We start from the raw sequence: 24,279 nt of genomic DNA, 5'->3' as shown, positions 1-24,279 counted from the left end.
CGGCCATGAAATATCTCCAAATCGACCGGGTCTGCAAAAGCTTCACCGGCAAGGGCCGCGTGACCGAGGTTCTGTCCGACATTCGCCTGACGATCGGCAAGGGCGAGTTCGTCAGCATCATCGGCCATTCCGGATGCGGCAAGTCCACGCTTCTCAACCTGATCGCCGGGCTGACCGAGGTGACGACCGGTGGCATCAAGCTAGAGGGGCACGAAGTGAACGCCCCCGGCCCTGACCGCGCGGTGGTGTTCCAGAACCACAGCCTGCTGCCCTGGCTGACGGTCTATGACAACGTGAAGCTCGCGGTGACCAAGGTCTTTGGAAGCTCGAAATCCAAGGCTGAACGGCATGACTGGATCATGCAGACGCTGGACCTTGTCCAAATGACCCATGCCGCTGGTCTGCGGCCGGGAGAGATCTCAGGCGGGATGCGGCAGCGGGTGGGCATTGCCCGGGCGCTGGCGATGGAGCCGAAGATCCTGCTTTTGGACGAGCCTTTCGGCGCGCTGGATGCACTTACCCGAGCGCATCTTCAGGACGCGGTGATGGATATCCATGCCCGCCTTGGCAACACGATGATCATGATCACCCATGATGTCGATGAGGCCGTGTTGCTGGCCGACCGCATCGTCATGATGACCAACGGCCCCGCCGCCACCATCGGCGAGGTTCTGCCCGTCGCCATCCCCCGCCCGCGCGACCGGATCGCGCTGGCCTCCAACCCCGATTACGTCCGTGCGCGGGAGGCGGTGCTGCGGTTCCTGTACGAGCGGCATCGGTTCGTGGAGGCGGCAGAATGATCGCCCGGCAGAGACTGGTGGTCATCGGCGCCGGCATGGCCTCGGGCCGGATGCTGGAGCAACTGTTCCAGGCGGGGTTTGACGGTGAGGTGACGCTGTTCAACGCCGAGCCGCGCGGCAATTACAACCGGCTGATGCTGTCGCCAGTGCTGTCGGGTGAAAAGACCTATGAACAGATCGTCACACATGACGCGGACTGGTATGCGGCACACGGCGTCGATTGCCGGTTTGGCGAGGCGGTGGTGAAGATCGAGCGGGAAGACCGGGTGGTCTATTCCAATGCGGGCGGCGTGCCTTATGACGCGCTGGTGATCGCCACAGGCTCGGCCCCGTTCATGATCCCGGTGTCGGGGCGTGACTTGCCCGGTGTGGTCACCTACCGCGACCTTGAGGATACCAATGCGATGATCGCGGCCTCTGCGCCGGGGTCGAAGGCGGTGGTGATCGGCGGCGGGCTGCTGGGGCTGGAGGCGGCGGCGGCGATGGCCGCGCGGGGGGCCGAGGTGACGGTCATTCACCTGATGGGTCACCTGATGGAGCGCCAGCTTGATCCGGCGGCGGGGTATCTTCTGCAAAAGGATCTGGAGGCGCGCGGCATCCGCATCCATTGCAAAGGGGCCACCAAGGCCATTCTGGGCAACGGCAAGGTCGAGGCGGTGCTGCTGGAAGACGGCACGATCTATGACGCCGACCTCGTCTGCATGGCTGTCGGCATCCGCCCCGAAACCCGCCTTGCCAATGACGCGCATCTGGAGGTCGGGCGCGGGATCACGGTGGATGACCAGCTTCGCACCTCTGACCCGGCGATCTTCGCGCTGGGGGAATGTGTGGAACATGACGACCAGCTGTTCGGTCTTGTCGCCCCACTTTACGATCAGGCGAAGGTGCTGGCCGCGACTCTGATGGGGCAGGATGCCGCCTTTCAGCCGGTGCAGACCGCGACCAAGCTGAAGGTCACAGGGGTTGATCTTTTCAGCGCGGGCAACTTCGCCGATGCCCCGGGGCGCGAGGATATCGTGTTCCGAGATCCGGGCCGGGGGGTCTACAAGCGGTTGATCCTTGAGGGTGAGCGTCTGATAGGCGCGGTGCTGTATGGCGATACTGCCGATGGGTCGTGGTTCTTCGATCTGATCAAGCAGGGTCGCGATGTGTCGGACATGCGCGATACCCTGATCTTCGGCCCCGCCTTCGCAGGGGGGGTCACCGCAAACCCTTTGGCAGCCGTTGCAGCCTTGCCGCCTGAGGCGGAAATCTGTGGTTGCAACGGCGTCTGCAAGGGCAAGATCATCACCGCCATTGAAGGCGGTGCCACCACGCTGGACGCGGTGCGCAGCGCCACCAAGGCCAGCGCCAGTTGCGGCACCTGCACGGGGCTGGTGGAACAGGTCATGGCGCTGACCCTTGGCGATGGCTTCACCGCCAATGCCAACCCGCCGATGTGCAAATGCACCGATCACACGCATGAGGACGTGCGGCGGCTGATCAAGTCCATGGGCCTCAAATCCATCCCTGCGGTGATGCAGGAATTGGGGTGGAAGACCGTAGGCGGCTGCGCCTCGTGCCGCCCGGCGCTGAACTACTACCTGATCGCCGACTGGCCGACGGAATACACCGACGACCGTCAGTCGCGCCTTGTCAACGAAAGGAACCACGGCAACATTCAGAAGGACGGCACCTATTCCGTCGTGCCGCGCATGTGGGGCGGCGTCACCAGCCCGGCCGAGTTGCGCGCGATTGCCGACGCGGCGGACCGCTACAACGTGCCGATGGTCAAGGTCACCGGCGGCCAGCGGATCGACCTTCTGGGCGTGAAGAAGGAAGACCTGCCCGCGATCTGGTCTGACCTCAATGCCGCCGGGATGGTTTCTGGCCACGCCTATGCCAAGGGGCTGCGCACGGTGAAAACCTGTGTCGGCACCGAATTCTGCCGCTTTGGCACGCAAGACAGCACGGGTTTGGGGATCAAGCTGGAAAAGCTCCTCTGGGGGTCATGGACGCCTGCCAAGGTCAAGCTGGGCGTGTCGGGCTGCCCAAGGAACTGCGCCGAGGCGACCTGCAAGGATATTGGTGTCGTCTGCGTGGACAGTGGCTACGAGATCAGCGTTGCGGGCGCTGCGGGGATGGACGTCAAAGAGACGGAATTCCTTTGCAAAGCCGCGACCGAAGCCGAGGTGATGGAGATCATCGCCGCCTTTACCCAACTTTACCGCGAGAACGCCCGCTACCTGCACCGCATCTACAAATGGGTGGCCAAGGTAGGCCTCGACTGGTGCCGGGCGCAAGTGGAAGACCCCGCCACCCGCCGCGCGCTTCATGACCGCTTCCTGATCAGCCAGTCGGTTTATCAGACGGACCCTTGGGCCGAACACGCCGCCACACCCGCCGAATGGGCACCGATTGCCGACCTGACTTTGAGGGCCGCAGAATGACCACGTTCATCGACATCGCGGCGCTGGAGGACATTCCCCGGCAAGGCGCCCGGGTGGTCAAGACGCCCGCAGGCTGCATCGCCATCTTCCGCACCGCAGATGACCAGTTGTTCGCGCTTGAAGACCGTTGCCCCCACAAGGGCGGGCCATTGTCGGAAGGAATCGTTCATGGCACATCCGTCACCTGCCCGCTACATGGCTGGGTGTTCGACATGACGACCGGGCAGGCTCAGGGCGCAGATGAAGGGGCCGTGCGCACCTTTCCAATGCGGCATGAGGGCGGGCGGGTGCTGCTGGACTCCGATTTCATGGCCCGGCGATCTGCGGCATGAAGCAGATGAAGCCACCCACCCCCGTCGTCGGGGGAATGCCCCGCCCCCCACAAGACGGAGGGGAGGCGACCATCCGCACCACCTGCCCCTATTGCGGGGTCGGCTGCGGGGTGCTGGCCAGCCCGGACGGCAGAGGCGGAGTTGCGATCAAGGGCGACCCGGACCATCCGGCCAACCGGGGGCGGCTTTGCGTCAAGGGTGCTGCGCTGGGTGAGACGCTTTCGACCGACGGCAGGTTGCTGTCGCCCCGCATCGCAGGGGCCGAGGCGTCATGGGACACGGCGCTTGACCTGATCGCCACGCGGTTTTCCGGCGCCATCGCGCAGCACGGGCCGGATGCGGTGGCGCTTTATGTCTCGGGGCAGCTTCTGACCGAAGATTACTATGTGGCGAACAAGCTGATGAAGGGTTTCATCGGTTCGGCCAACATTGACACCAATTCCCGGCTTTGCATGGCGTCCAGCGTCGCCGGCCACCGCCGCGCCTTTGGGTCGGACACCGTGCCGGGTCAATATGAGGATCTGGAACTGGCCGATGTTGTTGTGCTGGTCGGCTCAAACCTTGCCTGGTGCCATCCCGTCCTGCATCAGCGCCTGATGGCGGCCAAATCCGCGCGCGGGACGAAGGTCATCGTCATCGATCCACGCCGCACCGCGACTTGTGAGGGCGCCGATCTGCATCTGGCGTTGGCACCCGGGGCGGACGGGCATCTGTTCAACCTCCTCCTCTGCCATCTCTTCGACAATGGCCGCCTGAGCGCGGATTTCGCCCCGCATGTCACCGGCATCGATGTAGCCCTTGCCGCCGCGCGCCACAGCATGCCCGGCGATACCGGCCTGTCCGCCGCCAATCTGGAGCGGTTCCTGACGCTTTGGGCCGCAAGCGAAAAGGTGGTCACCGTCTATTCGCAAGGCATCAACCAGTCCGACACCGGCACCGACAAGGTCAACGCCATCCTGAACTGCCACCTTGCCACCGGGCGTATCGGCAAGCCCGGCATGGGGCCGTTTTCAGTCACCGGCCAGCCGAATGCCATGGGCGGGCGTGAGGTGGGCGGGCTGGCCAACATGCTCGCCTGCCATCTGGAGATCGAGAACCCCAGTCACCGCGCCGCCGTACAGGGCTTCTGGGCCTCTCCCACCATGGCCGAAAGGCCGGGGCTGAAGGCGGTAGACATGTTCCGCGCGGTCAAAGAGGGGCGGATCAAGGCGCTGTGGATCCTGCACACCAATCCCGCCGTGACGATGCCGGACGCAGCCCGGGTGGCGCGGGCGATCCGGGCGTGCGACTTTGTGGCGGTCAGCGACCTCTGGGCGACGACCGATACAGCGCGGCTGGCACATGTGCAGTTGCCCGCGACGGGTTGGGGCGAAAAGGACGGCACCGTCACCAATTCCGAGCGGATGATCAGCCGCCAGCGAGCTTTCCTGCCCGCCCCGGGACAGGCGCGGCCCGACTGGTGGCAGGTGGCGCAGGTGGCGCGGCGCATGGGGTTTTCGGGCTTTGACTGGGCGGGGCCTGCCGAGATATTTGCCGAACATGCCGCCCTTTCGGGTGTGGCCGGCACCTTGGGCAGCGACTTTGACATTTCGGATCTTGTCGACGCCGATTACGACGGCCTTGCCCCCGTAATATGGCCGCAAGCCGCGCAGAAGGGTGGGCGGTTCTTTGGTGATGGGCAGTTTCATACCCAGGGCGGGCGCGGACGGCTGGTTCCTGTCACCGCGCGCCTGCCGGAAGCCCTGACGCCCGACCACCCCTTCCGGCTGAACACCGGGCGAGTCCGTGACCAATGGCACACGATGACCCGCAGCGGGATGACACCGCGCCTGTCGCAGCATCTGGCCGAACCCTATCTGGAGATACACCCGGGCGATGCTGACCGCCTTGGCCTTGCCCCGGCAACACTGGCCGAGGTGGAAAGCCCCCGGGGCCGCGCCATCCTGCGGGTGATGATCAGTGACCGGGTGGCCCCGGGCCATCCCTTTGCGCCGATGCACTGGACCGGCGAGACCGCGCCTTCGGGGCGGGTGGACGTTCTGGTGCCGGGACTGGTCGATGCGGTCTCCGGCCAACCGGCCAGCAAATCCGCGCCGGTGTCGATCCGGCCTTTTGCGGCCCGCTGGTATGGGTTCGCCGTCACCACCGGCGACCCGCGCCCCGATTGCGCCTATTGGGCCAAGGCCCCGGTGGCGGGCGGGGTGCAGCTTGAGCTTGCCTGCCACAGCCTGCCTGACAACTGGAGCACATGGGCAACGGCGCTGTTTGGCGGTTCTGCCCCGACGACCACGCTGTCGGATCCGTCGCGCGGCCTCTATCGCTTTGCGGTCGTGACGGAGGGACGGCTTCGGGCCGCGCTGTTCGTGGCGCGCGACCCGGTGCTGCTGGCGCGTGGTCATCTTGCCGGCCTTATCGGGACGCAGGGTCAAGGGGTCCTGGCCGGTCGCCCCGGCTCCAACCAGCCCGACCCTGGCATCACGATCTGCGCCTGCCTGAATGTCGGGCAGAACACCATCCTTGACGCCGTTGCCACCAAAGGATTGGTCAGCGTCGATGCCCTTGGTGCCGCTCTTGGTGCCGGAACCAACTGCGGTTCTTGCCGCCCGGAACTTGCCGCCCTTATCGCCAGGCATCATCAACGTCACCGCGAGGCTGCCGAGTAGGGTCGCGGCATCGTTGTCCATCCGAACAGGAAAGCAAGTATTGGCCCGGGGCCATTCAGGCTCGGCCACGACACGGCCGCCCCTTTCCCCAGATCCCGCATAAACTTCGGCCATGGCTTTCTCACGCCCTGGAATCCCGGGCGCGGTTAACCAGTTCTTCTGATTCCCCGAAATATAAAAAACGGGCGGCCAAAATGGCCAGGATCGGTGAATGGATCATGCAGAAAGAGCACTCACACATAATGCTTCTGCAAGGGCCAGTGGGGCCATTCTTTGCCGAATTGCACGACGCGTTGGTTGCGCAGGGCCATTCAGTCGATCGGGTCATCTTCAATGCCGGGGACAGCGTCTTTTCAGCCCGGGAAAGCTGCCTGCGCTTCTCTGGCGACCTGGCCGCCTGGGAAACATGGCTGCGCTTCAGGGTTGCACGCAACACGCCCGATGCAATCGTTCTTTTCGGATCCAGTCGACCGCTACATGAAATTGCGCGCCGGATTGCAGGCTGCTTCGGGATTGATGCCATATGCCTTGAAGAAGGCTACCTCAGGTCTGGCTACATTGCCTGCGAAACCGGGGGCAACAACCAGTATTCAGCACTTGCCCATTGGACTGCCCGTCACAGGGCGACAGGCGCGTGGCCCACCTGCCCTGACGTGTCCCCTGCCGGGTCACCCTCCTTCGCAACCATGAGCCTTTGGGGCGCGCTTTACTATCTGGTCCGGGATCTGCTGTCGGATGCTGCGGACGAAGCGTTGTTTCACCGGCCAAAAGAGCGGCCATTGACCCTGGCGGTAAGTTGGTTGGCCCACATCACTCGACGGTTGATCGCAAATGTCACGGAACTCCCCCGGGTTCGGCGCCTGCGCGCCCGTCGCGGATATATGCTGGTTCCTTTGCAGGTTCCCACTGACAGTCAGCTTCTGCTTGCATCGCGGGGCTGGAATACGCTGCGACTTGTCGATGCCTGCCTTCAGGCGATTCTGCGGTCTGGCCCCAATCAGCGTATCATTTTCAAGCTGCATCCGCTTGACCGTGACGGCCCTTCCGTCCGGCGCAGGATCCGGCATCGCGCAAACGAGCTTGGCCTTTCCCGCAGCCGGGTCCAGATCCTGAATACCGGTCGGATCGGCGAACTTGCCCGCAATGCAAGCGGCATGGTTGTCATCAACTCGACCTCAGCGTTTTCGGCGCTGCATCATGACGTTCCGGTTCTGGTTCTGGGCGATGCTGTCTGCCGCCATGACAGCGTGGTCACCACCGGCGAAACCGAGTCCGACGTCGAGGCATTCTTCAAGATCCGTCACGCCAAGCGGCGGGACATGATCGATGCCTTTCTTGCTGATCTGAAGGCTCAAACCCTGCTTGCCGGGGACTTCTATGTTGCCAGCGGACGCAAGACTGCAATTGCCGGGATCATCGCAAGGCTCACCCAGCTTCACGCCCCGACCTATGCACGGAAAGGGGCGCAACAATGACGCGACTGCCCGGATCCCGGAGGGGAAGATCCCTGCTGACACTTGGCACGCTGTTGCTTGGCCTTGCCGGCTGCTCGACGATGCCTGCATTCGGACCAAGTGCGGCAGCGATCGACAAGTCAGCCGCAGACATTGTCGCCGACACGGACGATGTGCTGCCGTTCAGGATCATTGATGTTTCGGCCTCCACGCTACCAGCAGCAACAGCCAGTGGACGCAGCTTTCCCGCGGCATTCCGCGGGCCGGGACTGCGCACGACGGATGAAGTCATTGCGGTCGGGGATCGTCTTGAAATCAGGCTGTGGGAAGTGGCGGAAGACGGCCTGTTTGCCAGCGCTGGCCGCCGGGAAACGGTCCTGAATGCCGTTGTGTCCAATTCGGGAGAAATCACCGCCCCTTATGCAAACACGATCACCGCAAGGGGACTGACGACGGCCCAGCTTCGCGCTGTTCTTCTGGAACGCTACCGCGGTCAGGCCATCGAGCCGGAAATCGCGGTTGCAATCACCGAAACCCAATCCCGCGCGACAACCGTTCTTGGCGCGGTAGGAACGCCCGGCCGGGTGGTCATTGCATCAAGTGGCATCAGGCTGCTTGACCTGATCGCCCAAGCTGGCGGGACGTCGCACGCTGACTGGGAAGTCAGCGTCACAGTTCAGCGCGCCTCTTCCTCGGCGACGGTTCTTCTGTCGGACATTCTGGAAAATTCGGCCAGCAACATTGTCATTTTCCCAGGCGACATCGTCAGCATCGCCCATGTTCCGCGGCGCTTTGTGGTGTACGGCGCGGTCAAGCGTCCGGGCAACATCGAAATACCGCTGGAAGAAGCCCATCTGGCCTACCTGCTGTCCGAAGTCGGCGGTCTGAATGACAGGATTGCACAGGCGCGGGCGGTGTTCGTGTTTCGTCCAGCCGCTGCCGGAGGCCTTCCGGAAGACCTCCGCGCAACTGCCTACCGGTTCGACTTTTCCAGACCAGACACGCTTCTTCTTGCCGGAATGTTCCGTCTGGAGCCGACTGACATCACCTATGTCGCCTCTGCGGACGCTGTCGATTTCCAGAAGTTCGTCTCGATCATCCTGTCACCAATACTCGGCTCGGCATCCACGGCCACTAACCTCGGAGACTGACATGACCTTGCAGATCGTTCACCCACACAAACTCATGGACAGTGCCTCGCTGTCCCGCATCCTGACAGAGGTTCTGCTAACCGAGGCCGACGCCGTCCGCTCGGTGATCGAGCAGACAAGTGACAGCCTTGCTGCCGCCGCCCGCATCATCTTTGAATCGAAGGGCCCGCTGATCGTTTCAGGCGTGGGCAAAAGCGGCCACATCGCCCGAAAGATCGCTTCGACCTTCAGTTCTCTTGGAAAGCGAGCCGCATTCCTTCATGCCGCCGAAGCCAGCCATGGCGATCTGGGGATGATCCATGACGACAGTGTCGTCCTCATCCTTTCCAACTCGGGCGAGACGGCGGAACTGTCTGATCTGCTGGCCTATTGTCGCCAGTATGCCATTCCCATCATCAGCATCACCGCGACATCGACCAGCACCCTTGGCAGGACAAGCCAGATCGCCATCGCGCATGGCAAGATTGCCGAAGCCTGTGTGAACGGGTTGGCCCCGACCGCGTCGACCACGGTCGCGCTGGCTCTTGGGGACGCGCTCGCTGTTGGCGTCAGCCATCTGTCCGGCACCAGACCTCAGGATTTCCGCCGCTATCATCCTGGCGGCAAACTGGGTCTGCGCCTGCTGAAGACAGAAGATCTGATGCACAAGGGGGCAGCCCTTCCCGTTGTCCTGCCCACCGCAGACATGCAGGAAGTCGTGATCGAGATGTCCCGCAAGGGTTTTGGCACGGCCATCGTCTGTCAAAACCGAAGACCGATCGGCTTGATCACCGACGGTGACATGCGCCGCAATGCAGCGCGCCTGTGGGCGTGCCGCGCCGCAGACCTGATCATCGGGCCGCCGTTGACGATCCGGCCAGATCTCAAGGCGGCAGAGGCTCTGAACCTCATGAACGCGAACGGCATCACCAGCACGATCGTGACAGACGACGACGGCAAACTGATTGGTCTGCTTCACATCCACGATTGCCTGCGCGCAGGGGTGGGGAAATGACCGAACGACCGGAAGGCATGCCTGCTCCATGAAGTCGGCTACGAGAATGGCAGGTCATGACGCCTGCTTCCCGCAACCTCATGACGACAAGGATCCCCGCAAATGAGCAAGCTGAAAAAGCTGGTAAAACGACCGGGACTTTTCTTCAAGGACGCCATTGAACGGCGGCTCCAGAATCTGAAACTTCCACCCAACACACGGGCAATCGCATCCTCATATCGGACCGGTAAACCAACGGCTATTCTGATTGGATTCTCGGAATGGAAGACCTGGATGCGGGAGATTCTGCCTGGTCACAATGTCATTTTCATGGGGCATTCGCCAAGACCGCCACAGGCATTGCTAAGAACCATTCCGCTCTATTGCAGACCGGAAGTCTACGTCTGGTCCTACAAGTTCCCGCCAATGGTCCAGGACATCTGTCGCGATCATGGTATAGCTCTGACATATGTCGAGGATGGGTTCCTGCGGTCAGTCGGACTTGGAATCGAAAAGACAAAGCCACTTTCACTTGTATTTGACAAGAGGGCCATGCACTTTGACGCTCAAAAGCAAAGCGATCTGGACCACATTCTAAATTCAACCGATTTTCTGAACAATTCAAGTATCATTGGCGATGCTCATACAATCGCGATCGCAATCAGGAACGGTTTGTCCAAATACCTGCGCGCCGACAGTGGTGGTTCTTTGCGCGATGCGTTGGACCTCAGGCCCGGCGAGCGCGTGGTTCTGGTCCTGGGGCAGGTAGAGGACGATCTTTCCATCAGGTTCGGGGCAGAAAAGTTCCTGTCAGCCAATGATCTTGTGGAAATTGCAGCAGCAGAACACCCCACGGCAAGAATACTGCTTAGACCTCATCCCGAGACCCTGGTCAGAGCCAAGGAACATTATTCAGACCCGAATTCCGTACGGCATCTTTGCGACATCGTCGACGAAAGGTGGAGCCTGAATGAAACTCTGGATATCGCGGATCATGTCTATACGATCACTTCCTTTTCCGGTTTCGAGGCGGCCCTTCGGGGGAAACAGGTGGATCTTTTCGGGCTGCCCTTTTATGGCGGCTGGGGCTTCACAAATGATCGGCACAACATACCGATGTCGACAAAACGCCGTCAAGAGTTGAGCCCTATTCAGGTCTTGGCAGGCGCTTTGGTGCTCTATCCCAGATACTTTCATCCTGACACAATGCGGCAATTTTCGCCACACGAAGCCATCATGGTTGCCCAGTCAATGATGACACGGCTTGCCGCTGAAGTTACCGGCACGGAAAGGCATCCGCTACCAGTCCGACGCTTTGACCCAATTGCAACGCTTCCAGAGGTCAGCGCATCTGGAGAGCGCATCTCAGGGGCCGGCGGCAGTCATTTTCGGGAAGACAGGGAAACGCTCAGACCAGAGATGGAGTTTCTTGCACAACACGGACAAATCGCTGCGGCGGCAAGATTTCGTGGCAGCATCGCAGCGCAGGCGGCGGGAAAATAATGCCGAAACCTCGTCCCATGGCTCGGAATGTCTGGCCATGAACCGCAGCTCGACGACCATTCAATCCCTGCAAGGCCCCGCAAGACAGCAGGCAAACAGGCAAGTGCGTTGCCCGTTGCAAAGCGGGGCGGTGGCATGATGCATTGGATCACGCTCTGGGTCAGACGAGGGCGCAAGGCGCCGCAGTGGCTGCGTGCCGTGCTTTCGCGCTGCCTTGCCGGAACAGCAAGCCAGCCAACTGCACTTTGCACGTCGCTTGATCTGGCCGAAGACCGGGTGCTGGCAACGCTGATCGGCAAGCGCCCCGGCTTTCACAGTCGGCTTCAAAGGCCAAGGGCGCGTGAATTCATCGGCTGGGGCCGCAAATGGTCCGGGCAACGCGCCGTCGACCTTGGCCACAGGACTTCCGGGCGATTTCTTCTGTTGGAAGACGGATTCCTGCGGTCAGTTGCGCGATTTGATCCACCGCTGTCGATGGTTTTCGACCGAGTTGGGATCTACTATGACGCCTCTCAGGCTTCGGAGCTGGAGCGTTCGATTCCGACCCCGCTTTCGGCCCGACAGCAGGATCGCGCCCGTCACATTGCCAACTTGTGGCGGCGGGAGCGCGTTTCGAAATACAACAACGGGTCAGAATTTTCGGGTGATCTGCCGGGGAAATACATACTGGTGGTAGACCAGACCGGAGGCGATGCTTCCATTCGGCATGGCATGGCGGATGCCGGCAGTTTCGCAAGAATGCTCCAGACCGCAATAGCGGAAAACCCCGGAACGGCAATTGTCGTGAAGGTTCACCCGGATAGCGCGATGCGGGCGCATGCGGGCCACTTTGACATCGCAGCCCTGCGCATGGATCCGCGAATTCTGGTCATATCCGACCCGTGCCATCCGGTTCGACTGATCGAAAATGCCAATGCGGTCTATACCGTTACTTCGCAAGTCGGCTTTGAGGCGTTGTTGTGGGGCAAGCCGGTCCGCGTTTTCGGCATGCCTTTCTATGCCGGTTGGGGTCTTACGCAGGATGAACTTCCCGCCCCGGATCGCCGACAGCCTGCCGGGATCGAACAGCTTATCCATGCAGCTCTGGTCAGATATCCGCGCTATATTGACCCCGTCACGATGCGACGCTGCGAGGTGGAGCGTTCCATCGAACATGTCGGACTGCAAAGACGCCTGCGCATGCAGACCCCACAAACCGTACATGCGGTTGGCTTTTCACGCTGGAAGCGGCCCTTCATCAGACGGTTCCTGTCGGGATCACATGTCACATTCGCCAATCGCAATTGGCTGGCCGGGCAATCTGCCTTGGGCCGGACAATCGCGGTCTGGGGCAATGCCGATGCGGGCCGACCCGCAGCGGGAAAAGGGGTGCTGCGGATTGAGGATGGCTTCCTTCGGTCCTCCGGCCTTGGGGCGGACCTTGTTCGCCCGCTGTCTCTGGTGGTTGACGATGTGGGAATCTACTACGATTCCACCCGGCCATCGGGTCTTGAAAACATCCTTTCCAACCTTTCGATCGATGACGTTGACCGTGATCGCGCAAGGCGTTTGCGCGACAGGATCGTTGAACTTGATGTCACGAAATACAACCTCGGATCTGCCCCATGGATGCGCCCCGACACCACGGCCCCGGTCGTGCTGGTTGTCGGCCAGGTCGAGACGGATGCGTCGATAAGGTCCGGCTCACCGGTGGTCTCCACGAACCTGGAGCTTGTTCGCCGCGTTCGCAAGGAACGACCCAGCGCCTTTCTGGTCTACAAACCGCATCCCGATGTCGTCAACGGTCTGCGAAAGCCGGGCGCGGATGAGGATATCGCGCGCCAGCTTGCCGATCAGATTCTGACGGAGCCTGTTTCGACGGGGCAATTGCTATCTCAGGTTGACGAGCTTCACACCATGACATCGCTCATGGGGTTCGAGGCCTTGCTGAGAGGTTCGCGGGTCGTGTGTCACGGGCTGCCGTTCTACGCCGGCTGGGGTTTGACGGAAGACAGACTTCCCTGCCCGCGTCGGCAAAGGCGGCTGACCATCGATGAACTCGTCCATGGTGCGCTGATCGCCTACCCGCGATATTTCGACTTTCAGGCCAACTGTTTCATTGAACCGGAGCAGGCCGTGGACGCGCTTGCTGCCCTGTCGCGGGAGGGCCGATCAACGCCCCATTGGCGACGGAAAGTGTTGCGCTCCGGACTCCTGTTCTGGCTGAAACTCAAGGGATCCACCCGATGACAACCGTTCCGAAGGAAAAGGCAGTTTCCGCCAGCGGAAAGGTGCTGACACTTGGAAACTCTGCCATCCGCGAGCCGGACATCCAACCCATGGCACCGAGAGGCAGGCACTACTTCTGGCTTTCGTTCCTGGTCTGTGTGCTGCTGCCTGTGACTTTGGTGGCCGTCCATTTTGGCACCATCGCAACTGATCGTTTCGCCTCGAGGGCCGGATTTTCCATTCGCGGCATCGATACCAACGCAGGTCTGGACGGGATCGGCGCCTTGACCGGTCTGCCCAGTTCCGGTTCCACCACGGCGGATTCCTATATCGTTCTAAGCTACCTTGGCAGCCGCGCCCTGCTGGAACAGCTTGATCAGAATCTTGGACTGCGCCAATCGTATTCCGGTCCCGAAATCGATTTCATTTCAAGGCTTTCCCCGGATGCAACCATCGAAGATTTCGTAGCCTACTGGAACCGTCGGATCACGACCCAGTTCGATCCGGCCTCCGGCATCATCGAGTTCGAGGTTCAGTCATTTTCTGCCGGGCATGCACGCGACATTGCCGCGCTGGTCCTGACACTGACACAGACCCTCGTGAACGATCTGTCCGAAACCGCGCGTCGGGATGCCTTGCGTTTCGCCCGCGAAGAAGTGGCGCTACAGGAAACCCGTCTGCGCGAGGCGCTTGCCACGGTGCGTGATTTCCGTGCGGTGGAGCAGTCGGTCAACCCATCTGCAAGTGCGGCACTTGAAATTGAGCTTATTGCCAGTCTGGAATCGCGCCTGATTGACGTGAACGCCCGGATTGATGCGCTGCGCCAAACCCTGGACGAGAATGCGCCAAGCCTGGCCGCCTTGCGCCGCAACGCCGAGGCATTATCCGCCCAGATCGACGAGCGGCGTCAGGCGATCGGCAATGACATGCTCAGCCCTTCCGGTACCAGCGCCGTAACGCAGCAACTTGCACGCTATGAGGCGTTGGAGGTCGAACGCAGCCTGGCACAGCAGGCCTATGCATCGGCACTGGTCTCCCTTGAACAGGCGCGCAGGGATGCCGACAGACAGCAACGATACCTCGCAATCCACTTGCGGCCTCAGATCGCCGAAGCGGCCGAATACCCGCGCCGTCTGCGAAACCTGCTTCTGGCGGCTTTCGGGCTGGTCGTCGCTTGGGGCATCGGCACCCTGGTCACCTATTCCGTCCGTGATCACCTGACATGAAACTGATCAGCACATCCGAACTGCTTTCGCTTCAGGTGCGCGTGATTGTCAGCCTGATCCTGCGGGAAACCCGAGCCACCTTCGGCACGTCAACCTTCGGCTACGTCTGGGCAGTCATCACACCGACCGTCAGCGTGGCCCTGCTGGTGTTTCTGTTTTCGATGGTTGGCCGTCACCCACCCTTCGGATCCAGCCTTGCCCTGTTTTTTGCGACCGGGATCCTTGTGCTGCAACTTTTCAACGAGCTTTCAAACAAGCTCATGACTGTCTTTGACGCCAACCGCGCCCTACTGACATACCCGATCATTAAGGATGTGGACACGCTTCTGGCACGGGCAATCCTGATTTCAACCACCTATGTCATGATCATGGTCACCTTCTTTGGCGGGCTGTGGCTTTTGGGTCTGGCAGCCCCTCCCGCGCGGCCGGATCAAGTTGTGATAGCCTTTCTTGCCGCGTCACTGCTTGGAATTGGGTTCGGCACGCTGAATGCCGTGGTCGCCTCGATGTGGGAAACCTGGACACAGGTCGAAAAGGTGCTGACACGGCCGCTGTTTTTCATCTCTGGCATTTTCTATGTCCCCAGCCAGCTTCCACCCCAGGCGCGCGAATTTCTTCAGTGGAATCCGGTACTTCACCTTATCGAGTGGTTTCGATGGGCCTATTACCCGAATTATGGAACGACGCTGCTGAACGTCTGGTATCCCGTTGGGCTTGGCGCCGGCATGCTGTGCATCGGGCTTTTGGGAGAACGGGTTTTCAGAAGTGCGCGGTTCTAGATGCTTCTGTTCGATCGCGTCTCCAAATCCTATCGGTTGAAGGGTGTGCGCAAGGCGATCCTGTCGGATTTTTCCTTTCGGTTTCCTGAAGGTCGCAACGTCGGGATCATGGGCCGGAATGGTGCCGGGAAGTCCACCATGATGCGCCTGATGGCGGGCATCGAGCCGCCGGATCAGGGCCGGGTGCTGCGGACTTCACGCGTTTCATGGCCGCTGGGATTTTCCGGCGGCTTCAACGGCAGCATGACCGGTATCGAAAACATCCGCTTCGTTTCAAGGATATACGGTCAGGATAGCAACCGGGTGATCGAAAGCGTGGTGGAATTTGCCGAACTTGGCGCGTCGCTTCGATTGCCGATCAAGACCTATTCAAGCGGGATGAAGGCCCGGCTTGCCTTTGGGCTCAGCATGGCGATCGACTTTGACATGTATCTTATTGACGAGGTTACTGCCGTCGGGGATGAAGATTTCAAGAAGAAGAGCAAGGCAGTCTTCAAAAGCAAGCTTGAGCGGAGCCAGATCGTCATGATCTCTCACTCCGCCAGCACCATCAGGCAGTATTGCGACTGCGGACTGCTGCTTGAAGGCCACCGGATCCGGTTCTTTGATGACATCGACGATCTGCTTGCCGCCTACAAGGAGATCAATACCGCCGGAACAGACTGATCTTCCGGTTCGGGATCGGGTCGACGCAAGTTCCCGACAGGTGGACTGGTCGGGTAGATGCCGTCGGATCCAGGCCTTGTCACAGGCTGCCAGACTTGGTGGCAGCCACATTCAGGGCGGGCTTCTTGCCCGTCATCCCCTTCATGATAAGCCCCATCACCCGCACCCGCCCCCAACGCGGCAACATCGCCAATGACCAGCCCAGGAACTTGGCCTGAAACCCAGGACGAACGGTTCCGCGCCTGCCAAGCGCGGCCAACGCGCCTTGCGCCACGGTATCGGGGGTTGCGGCCTGCCCCATCCGCATGCCCGCGCGGGCAGCAAATCCGGTGTGGACAGGGCCGGGGGCCACCGAAAGCACACTTACCCCAAGGGGGTGCAGCTCTGCTGCGATCCCTTCGGCAAAACTCTGCATGAAACCCTTGGTCGCGGCATAGGTCGCCGACAGGGGTGCGCCGTTGAAACCGACCAGTGAGCTGAACAGGACAATCCCGCCGCGCCGCCTGCTTGCCAGCCGCTGGGCAAACCCGTGCGACAATTCGACAACGGACCTGCAATTGAGATCGATCATGCCAAGTTCGCTGCCCGGGTCTTGCTCCAGAAACGGCCCGATCGACCCGAAGCCAGCCGCCGCAACCACCATCCCGACCGGTGCATCCTCGGTCCGGGAAAGCAAGGTTGAGACTGCCCCAGTTTCGGTCAGGTCGATTGCCAGAACCCTCACCTCGACGCCAAACCTCGCGCCAAGGTCCAGCGCAATTTCCTGCAAAGCCGCCTCGCGCCGTGCGACAAGGATAAGGTCGAACCCTTGCTCTGCCAGACGTGCGGCGAAGGCGCGGCCAATGCCATCACTTGCGCCGGTCACAAGGGCCGTCGGGCCAAAGCGATCCTTTAGGCCGTGTTCGGGAGTGGCGGTCTTTCCAGCCATGTGAGGCCCTTTGCCATGGTGTTCAGTTGATCGCCCGCAAGGTGGAGCGACGTCTTGCCGGGTGCTGTCTGACCGGAAACCCGGAAAGCTGCGTCGGGTTTGCGCCGCGACAGGGTCAGCGCAAACAGTTGCGGCGTGAAGGCGAAGGCCAGCGTCACCGACAAGGCAACACCCCCGGCGACCGACATCGCGAAGGGGGGCCAGAACCCGCCGCCGCCAAGGATCAGCGGCAGGAAGCCGCCAAAGGTGGTGACAGTGGTCGAAATGATGTGGCGGGCTGATCCTGCCACCACATCGACCATCGCGGCGCGGTCACCTGCTGCCGCCCGCACATCGCCTTGCAGTCCAGAAAGCACGATCAGGGCTGCGTTTATGGATACACCGATGGATCCGATCACCCCGATGATGGCGTTGATCCCGAACGGGTAGCCGAATACGGCCAGCGACAGCATGGACAGGCCCGCAGACAGGCCCGCAACCAGGAAGGCAATCAGGGTCAGCCGAAAGGAGTTGAAGGTCATCACCACGACGGCGATCGAAAGCGTGACGATCAGGCCCAGCGGGGCAACCAATGCCTGCACCGTACTGTCGCGCGCGTCACTGTCGCCTCCGGTTTCCAGCCGGATACCGTCGGGTGGGCTATAGTTGGCAGCCTCAAGGACCGCCATCGCCTCGGCCAGCGCCGCGGCGGGCAGGATGCCGGGCATCAGGAATGCCTGCACGCTATTCACCCGTTCCCCGTTGCGTCGCGTTATCGTGCTTTCCGACGGCTCCAGTCGCAGAGAGCCAAGCGCGGACAGTGGCACTGCCGGATACTGGCCGGTCGCCGCCATGCCTGCCGCACCCGGTGGCAGAAGGGGCAGATCGCCTATGGCGACCTGATCACCCCGCAAACCTGCCCCCAGTCTGACCCGGACCGGCAGTTCCTCGGTCCCTTCCAGCAATGACCCCCCGGTCACCCCCTCGAGGCCAGCCTCCAACTGCCGCGCGATCTGGCCAAGGTCGAGCCCCAGAAGCCGGGCGCGCGCTTCATCCACATCCAGCGTCAGCCTGGGCGATCCGCCGGCAATCCCGGTGCGCACCATCGCTACAGAGCGGGCTTCGGCCAGAAGCCTGCGCAGATCATCACCCGCCAATCGCAATGCGTCGATATTCTGGCCCACCAGCCGCAGTTCGACCGGCGCGTTGACTGGCGGCCCCTGGGTCAACCCGCGGATCACAAAGCGTACCTGGGGAAAGGCGGGCGGCAGATCGCCCTGCAATCGGGCGAGCATGCGTTCGGTGGCGGTTGCCGATCCGGTCCGGATCAGGGCCTGCGCGAAAGCCGGTGCCTGATCCCGGTCGCCTACCATGTTGTAGTAGAACGCGGGCGCGGACCGGCCGACCACCCAGGCCACCTCAACCAGATCCGCCTCAGCGGCAAGGCGGGCGTCAATTTCGCGCACGATGCGCAATGTCTCGATGATGCCGGTTCCGGGTGGCAGATCCACCTCGATATGGAACTGGTCGCGGTCCACGCCGGGGAAGAACTGTGGGGTAAGACCCGGCAACGAAAGGAACCCCAGAACCGGCAACACCAGCGCCAGTGCCACGGTCCGCAAGGGGTTGGCCATCGACAGTGTCAGAAGCGCACGAAAACCGCGCATCAGGATCCCGTCGCGCACTTGCCCATCGGCATCCTGACGCAGCCAGCGCCCGGCAATGGCGGGGGTGATGGTGATCGCCACAACGAAAGACCACGCCAGCATGACGATCACGGAAATCGCTATCGAGCCCACGAAATCGCCCGCCGGACCAGGCAGGAGCAACAGCGGCAGAAAGGAAAGAATCGTCGTCACAGTGGAGGCCGCCAGCGGCATGGCCAGTCGCCGGACGGACCCCGCCACCGCATCGATCCGTGTCAGCCCCGCACCAAGCCGCTTGCCTATCTCGTCAGTCATGACGATTGCGGCGTCCACCAAAAGACCCAACGCCACGATCAGACCCGTCACACTCATTTGGTGGATCGGGACCGCAAGCGCGTTGAGCGTCGCGACCGAGGCCAGCGAAACCACCGGAAGGACCATTGCCACGATCAGCGCCGACCGCGCACCAAGGGTGACGAACAACACAACCACCACCAGCGCCACGCCGATGGCCATGTTCAGCCCGACCTCAGCCAGACGTTCGGTCGTATAGCGACTTTGGTCAAATACCGTCTCGATCGACAGGCCCCATGGCAACGCCCTGGCCTGCGCCTGCACGGCCTCTCGGATACCGGCCATCCAGCGGTCAACCTGCAAGCCTGCGCTCAACTTGGCCGAAACCAGAATTGCAGGCTTGCCCTGAAACAGAGCCGCCTCGGCCAGCGGCAGGCGTGGGCCGCGCGAGATTTCTGCCACATCGCCAAGCAGGGTCACCCGTCCCGAAGCGTCTTCGCGCAACACTACGGCACGCAGTCGGTCAAGCGAGGTGATCTCGCCTGTGATCCCAAGCACAAGGTCGGTTGCTTCGCCGCGAAGCCGACCGGCCTGCACCTTGGCATCGGCGGCGCGGATTGCGGCTGAAACGGCATCAGCCGTCAACCCAAGGGCGGCGATACGGCCCGGGTTCAATGTGACCAGCACCTCTTCCTCGGGCAGCCCGTGCAGGTCCACAAGGCTGGTCCCCGACACCCGGCGCAGCCTGTCGGCCAGCGCTTCGGCCTCGCGGGCGGCGCGCGTCAGGCTGAAACCTTCCGGCAAGGTCAAGGCAAGGATCGCGGCATAGCCCCCTGCCCCGTCACTGTCGAAGTCGGGTTCCAGCACGCCAGCCGGAAACTCCCGCTGCGCATCGGCGACGGCGTCGCGGACCTGCGCCCAGATCTGCTCGATGGTTTCCGGCGAAACCGTTTCGATCAGTTCGACCGAGATCACCGAAATACCGGTGGCCGAGGTCGACGATACTTCTGCGATCTCGGGAATCGCCCGCAGTTCGGTCTCGATCTTGGCGGTGACCAGCGCCTCGATGCGCGCAGGATCTGCCCCCGGAAAGACCGTGGTGATCGTGGCGAAGATGTTGGTGATGGTCGGGTCTTCCTGACGCCCGATGGACACCAGCGACGACAGCCCCGCCGAAAGGATGACCAGAAGCGCAAGGATCACAAGGCGCGGTTGGCGAAAGAACAGCGTGTCCATCCCGATCATTCCCGCCCGGCGGTGGCAAGCTGGGCAAGCACCAGTTGCCCGGGGGTCACCCGGTCGGGGGCTATTGCAATGATGCGGGCGCCGGGCGGCAGTACGCCTTGCACGAACACACGGGCGCCGTCGCTGTGGATCACTTCAACCGCCGCTGGCAGGGTTCGATCACCCTCGGGCGTTGTTTCCACGGCCATGACAGCCCAACTGCCGCGCACGCCTTCGCGCAGCGAAGACAGCGGCACCCAGAAACCAAAGGCCTCGATCCTCTGGTTCAAAACCAATGCAACGGTGTCACCCAACACCTCGCCCGACCCTGCCGGCAGGGTCAGGATGACGGACCGGCTTCGGGTGCTGGCATCAAGGTCAGGCCGGATATGGCGGACTTTGGCGGCTTGACGCGTTGTTCCAACTTCGATCATCACGCTGTCGCCTGGTTGCAAAGGTGCGGCCAGATCAGGCGGCAACCCTACCCGTGCGCGGGCGGGGGACGCGTCAAACAGCACCAGGACGGTCTGCCCGGATGCCACGGTCTGCCCGGGATCTGCCAGCCGCGCGCCGATGCGGGCCGCGAATGGAGCCCGCAGAACCGATTTTTCCAGTTGCACATCGACACCTGCGATCCGGGCGCGGACTGCGGCCATCCCTGCTTCCGACCGGGCCAAGGCCAGCCGGGCATCGTCCTGCGAGGCGGCCGGCCGAAAACCCTTGTCGGCAAGCGTGTCATTGCGCTGCAATGTCAGCCGGGCAAGTTCGGCATCAGCGGCAAGAGCGGCAAGCTCTGCCTCAAGTGCCGCTCGTTCGGGGATCAGTGCGCTGGTATCAAGCCGGGCAAGTACCGTCCCCGCCGCGACAAGATCGCCTTCTTCCGCAATCAGTTGCGTGATCCGCCCGCCCGGTTCGAAGCCCAGATCGGCACGCGCCGCCGCCTCGATCTGGCCGATGAACCGGCGAGTGACCGTGTAGCCTTGGGCGAATTCGACCACCGTCACCCCGACAGGCACCAGAGGCGCAACGGTTCCGGTCGCAGCATCGGTCTGCGCGGGGATGACCGAAAGGCCCCCGACCACCGCGGACCCGGCAGCGCCGAAGAAAGCCAGCGTGATGCCAACCGTGCCGATCCGGCGGAGCGCCTGTCGAAAGCCGAAGATTGCCGGGTCGGTCATCGGGTCGATCCTTCAGTGAAGTTAGTTACACTTACATAAGTTAGAATCGCTCACTTTGGCAAGCGGATAGATCGACCATTGCGGAAATGCTCTTTTCAAGACGCTCACGCGCGAGCCGATCAGACTTTGCGCATGCCCTTGGTTCGGCAAAATCGGTCTGGCCGCGAAATGGCGTCGGAACGCGGTGAAGGGCGTTGGGCTGATCGGCAATGTCACCGGTCTTGAATGGCACCATCTGATCGGTGAAGATGGCGTGTGTCTGCTTGCCAATGAATGTAAGAATTGCTAACTTTAGCTGGACCAAACGTCAGCAGCGCCCTGCTCGAAGGAAAGACCTGACGAAATGGCCGACAAGACCACAGTCGCTCCCGCCGAACCGAGGGTGACCCCGAAGTCGGCGTATCATCACGGCGACCTTCGCGCGCAGTTGATCGCGGCGGTGCGCGACCTTGTGGAAACCCACGGACCGGACGGGTTTTCCGTTGCCGAAGCGGCGAGGCGCGCGGGCGTCAGCTCTGCCGCGCCCTACAAGCATTTCAAGGACCGTCACGAGATTCTGCGCGGCGTGGTGAGCGAAGCGATGGACCGGCTTCACGCAGCCATGCGGTCAGGTGCCGCGGCACATGCAACCGGGTCGCTCGAAGCTGTCGCCGCCGTTGGTCAGGCCTATGTCAATTTTGCACGGGCAGAGCCGGGGGTCTTCCGGCTGGTCTTCGGACTGACCGAAGGTCACGAGAATGCGCCTGACCTTCTTAAAAAGGGCGAAAACTGCTTTGGCGTTGTCGTCGAAGCCGCCGCTGCCTGTCTTGAGCTGGCACCTCAGCATCCCGACGTTCAGCGTCGCGCCTATATTCTTTGGTCATTCGTTCACGGACACTCCTTCCTGACCATCGACATGAAACACAAGGTCGCAAGCGCCGAGGTTGACGACTGGCAATACCTGATGGAGGTCGCCCGCGCGATCCTTGGACCCGTCGAACGGACCGGCTGATCCACGACAGTCGGAACATCCCGACAATCCAGCGCAAGTCTGCCGCCCCCGGACCGCCACAAGGTGCCGATTTCTGGCCCTGGCGCTTTCTATTCCGGGTCCAGGTGCTTTCACCCCGTGCCTGAAGGGAAAGGGGCAAAGCCTGCGAGCCGACATTTGTTGACAACGATCAATGCGCCGCCCCCGACAGCTGCGCGATCCTTTCACAGGGTTTACAATACGGGGCGCGGCTGGATCATGAAAAGAGGAACATCCGTAACTTGGGCGCTGGTCTTGAACGCTGCACGCTGTCGGATCCTGCGCGGGCTTTCCGCGCGCGGCGACGATGTGCCTTCCGAACTGGTGCTGCGCGCGGAATCGCGAAATCTGCGTGACATAATGTCGGACAAACCCGGGCGCTCGTTCGCCTCCAAGGGCGCCGGTCGACGGTCGGCCATGGCCTATTCAAGTGACCCGGTTGCCGAAGACCGGCGCGAGTTCATCCATGAGGTCATCGCCCTGCTTGAGAGCCACCGTCGCGCCGGCGACTTCGACAAGCTCGCGGTCTTTGCCGAACATGAGATGCTGGGCTATCTGCGCCAGATCATGCCACCAAGCCTGGCCGACCTGGTTGTCCGCGAAGTGCCAAAGAACCTCTTGCACCTCTCGACGCAAGAGCTTGCACAGGTGGTCTCGCAAGAGATGAGGGATGGAACCGGCCTGCCTTGACCGATCAAAGCCCTGATCAATGCGACTCAGGGACGACGGTCTGCGGGCAATCTGTCCGGTTCCAGATCATAACTCGCGCAGACGGGAACTGATCCGTGACAGCCGCATGGCCTCGGTCAGGTAAAGCCGGGCGCGTGCCGGCCATTTTCCAGGCGTGCGCGGGTCGGGATCGCGCAAGTGATCCAGTGCCAGCCGCGCCCGGGTGACCAGCCGGAACATGGCATATGTCGATTGAAGGGCTGGCGGCGGGGGCGCAAAGCCTGCGTCCTTGATACCTTTCATCAGGCATTTCCCGAGATCAGCACGGCCCATAAGGGTGCATTCGGCTGCAAGATAGCCCAGTTCGTCAAAGATATCCGTCACCCGCAATTCAAGTGCGGTTTCCACCCGGTCGAAGATCACTGGCGGGTCGATCAGGCAGACATGCTCTGGCCGCAGATCGCCATGCCCCTCCACCACCAACCCCGCCGCCTCACGCGCGGAAATCTGGGGCAAAAGCCGTGCCAGGCGTTGATCAAGATCGTCAGTGACCAGTCCCGGTGGAATATCTGGCAGGAACTTTGACATCTGACGGAGGTTGGCCGAATTGACCGCCTGCTCACGTTGCAGATGCACGGCGTAAAGTCCCGCTGGTGGCGGCGTTTCCTGCTGTTGGCGGTAGAACCGTGCCAGGCCTTCCACCACGGTGGCCATTTCGGCTTTCGTCGGCGATGGCTGATCCGTCGCCATGATCAAGGTATCGAGCATCCGCCCGGCTGGCAGCCGACGCATGTGAACCAGCCAGTCCACCACCGCTCCCACACCGCCAAGCGCAAGGCCCCCTCCCACCCGCACAAGCGGCACGGTCCCGATATAGACATCCCCCGCAAGCGCCCGGTTCAAGCGCACCTCTTCGGCGCAGGCCTTGGCTCGGGCGGAAAGGGTTCGATGGTCAAAGTAGCCAAAGCTGACCGGCTTCTTCAGCTTGAACGCAAGATCATGGGTCAGGAACACAAAGGCCATATGTGTCTCGATGACCTGAACAACGCCGGGCAAGGCCGAAAGAAAGGCGACCTTGTCGGCAATCGGGATCGGTTCTTCACGGGCAGGCGCTAAAGTCATTGCATCCACGAACCGCATGAAAGGCCGGGCAAGAAAAGGCAGACCC

18 protein-coding genes are annotated in these 24,279 nt (G+C 61.9%); 14 read left to right on the top strand and 4 right to left on the bottom strand.

Going from position 1 to position 24,279, the window contains the following annotated elements:
- Positions 1–5: 5 nt before the first annotated feature.
- The 12 genes from QUV21_RS09985 to QUV21_RS09930 all read left to right on the top strand — a co-directional run bounded on the left by QUV21_RS09985 (position 6) and on the right by QUV21_RS09930 (position 16,184).
- Positions 6–800 carry an ABC transporter ATP-binding protein gene (locus QUV21_RS09985; protein WP_300854657.1) on the top strand — a complete coding sequence of 265 codons (795 nt, stop codon included), beginning with the start codon at positions 6–8 and terminating at the stop codon, positions 798–800.
- The gene (gene nirB / locus QUV21_RS09980) at positions 797–3,229 is read left to right on the top strand and encodes a nitrite reductase large subunit NirB (protein WP_300854655.1); all 2,433 of its coding nucleotides are present in this window, start codon (positions 797–799) and stop codon (positions 3,227–3,229) included. Before QUV21_RS09985 ends, nirB begins: the two co-directional genes overlap by 4 nt.
- On the top strand, positions 3,226–3,561 hold the full coding sequence (nirD, locus tag QUV21_RS09975; protein WP_300854653.1) for a nitrite reductase small subunit NirD: 336 nt from the start codon (positions 3,226–3,228) through the stop codon (positions 3,559–3,561). Before nirB ends, nirD begins: the two co-directional genes overlap by 4 nt.
- A gap of 35 nt (positions 3,562–3,596) precedes the next feature.
- Positions 3,597–6,224 carry a nitrate reductase gene (locus QUV21_RS09970; protein WP_300854651.1) on the top strand — a complete coding sequence of 876 codons (2,628 nt, stop codon included), beginning with the start codon at positions 3,597–3,599 and terminating at the stop codon, positions 6,222–6,224.
- Between the two features lie 194 nt (positions 6,225–6,418).
- Positions 6,419–7,699: a hypothetical protein gene (locus tag QUV21_RS09965; protein ID WP_366907833.1), complete on the top strand. Its 1,281-nt coding sequence runs from the start codon at positions 6,419–6,421 to the stop codon at positions 7,697–7,699.
- Positions 7,696–8,829: an SLBB domain-containing protein gene (locus tag QUV21_RS09960; RefSeq protein WP_300854647.1), complete on the top strand. Its 1,134-nt coding sequence runs from the start codon at positions 7,696–7,698 to the stop codon at positions 8,827–8,829. Before QUV21_RS09965 ends, QUV21_RS09960 begins: the two co-directional genes overlap by 4 nt.
- Position 8,830: 1 nt before the next feature.
- Positions 8,831–9,823 carry a KpsF/GutQ family sugar-phosphate isomerase gene (locus tag QUV21_RS09955; protein ID WP_300854645.1) on the top strand — a complete coding sequence of 331 codons (993 nt, stop codon included), beginning with the start codon at positions 8,831–8,833 and terminating at the stop codon, positions 9,821–9,823.
- 102 nt (positions 9,824–9,925) lie between these two features.
- On the top strand, positions 9,926–11,305 hold the full coding sequence (locus QUV21_RS09950) for a hypothetical protein (RefSeq protein ID WP_300854643.1): 1,380 nt from the start codon (positions 9,926–9,928) through the stop codon (positions 11,303–11,305).
- 135 nt (positions 11,306–11,440) lie between these two features.
- Positions 11,441–13,534, top strand: coding sequence for a capsular polysaccharide biosynthesis protein (locus QUV21_RS09945; RefSeq protein WP_300854641.1), 2,094 nt, complete (start codon positions 11,441–11,443; stop codon positions 13,532–13,534).
- Positions 13,531–14,739 carry a hypothetical protein gene (locus QUV21_RS09940; RefSeq protein ID WP_300854639.1) on the top strand — a complete coding sequence of 403 codons (1,209 nt, stop codon included), beginning with the start codon at positions 13,531–13,533 and terminating at the stop codon, positions 14,737–14,739. The genes QUV21_RS09945 and QUV21_RS09940 overlap by 4 nt, the downstream gene beginning before the upstream one ends.
- Positions 14,736–15,518, top strand: a complete 783-nt coding sequence (locus QUV21_RS09935) for an ABC transporter permease (protein WP_300854637.1) — start codon at positions 14,736–14,738, stop codon at positions 15,516–15,518. Before QUV21_RS09940 ends, QUV21_RS09935 begins: the two co-directional genes overlap by 4 nt.
- Positions 15,519–16,184, top strand: coding sequence for an ABC transporter ATP-binding protein (locus QUV21_RS09930; RefSeq protein ID WP_300854635.1), 666 nt, complete (start codon positions 15,519–15,521; stop codon positions 16,182–16,184).
- Between the two features lie 79 nt (positions 16,185–16,263).
- Here QUV21_RS09930 and QUV21_RS09925 read toward each other — a convergent pair whose 3' ends face one another.
- Genes QUV21_RS09925 through QUV21_RS09915 form a run of 3 tightly spaced genes read right to left on the bottom strand, consistent with a single transcriptional unit; the run spans position 16,264 to position 21,433 of the window.
- Entirely contained in the window at positions 16,264–17,112 is an 849-nt protein-coding gene (locus QUV21_RS09925) for an SDR family oxidoreductase (RefSeq protein ID WP_300854633.1), read from the bottom strand.
- Positions 17,076–20,267, bottom strand: a complete 3,192-nt coding sequence (locus QUV21_RS09920) for an efflux RND transporter permease subunit (RefSeq protein ID WP_300854631.1) — start codon at positions 20,265–20,267, stop codon at positions 17,076–17,078. The genes QUV21_RS09925 and QUV21_RS09920 overlap by 37 nt, the downstream gene beginning before the upstream one ends.
- 5 nt (positions 20,268–20,272) lie before the next feature.
- Positions 20,273–21,433, bottom strand: coding sequence for an efflux RND transporter periplasmic adaptor subunit (locus tag QUV21_RS09915; protein WP_300854629.1), 1,161 nt, complete (start codon positions 21,431–21,433; stop codon positions 20,273–20,275).
- Between the two features lie 343 nt (positions 21,434–21,776).
- Here QUV21_RS09915 and QUV21_RS09910 point away from each other — a divergent pair, with 343 nt between their 5' ends.
- Positions 21,777–22,424: a TetR/AcrR family transcriptional regulator gene (locus tag QUV21_RS09910; RefSeq protein ID WP_300854627.1), complete on the top strand. Its 648-nt coding sequence runs from the start codon at positions 21,777–21,779 to the stop codon at positions 22,422–22,424.
- Between the two features lie 237 nt (positions 22,425–22,661).
- Entirely contained in the window at positions 22,662–23,132 is a 471-nt protein-coding gene (locus QUV21_RS09905) for a host attachment protein (protein WP_300854625.1), read from the top strand.
- 66 nt (positions 23,133–23,198) lie between these two features.
- On the opposite strand, the gene QUV21_RS09900 is transcribed toward QUV21_RS09905, so the two are convergent.
- Positions 23,199–24,233: a hypothetical protein gene (locus QUV21_RS09900; RefSeq protein WP_300854623.1), complete on the bottom strand. Its 1,035-nt coding sequence runs from the start codon at positions 24,231–24,233 to the stop codon at positions 23,199–23,201.
- Between the last annotated feature and the right edge of the window lie 46 nt (positions 24,234–24,279).

This window comes from Tabrizicola sp. (assembly GCF_030373185.1).
Lineage (GTDB): Bacteria > Pseudomonadota > Alphaproteobacteria > Rhodobacterales > Rhodobacteraceae > Tabrizicola.
This window is presented reverse-complemented; position numbering and strand designations above follow the sequence as displayed.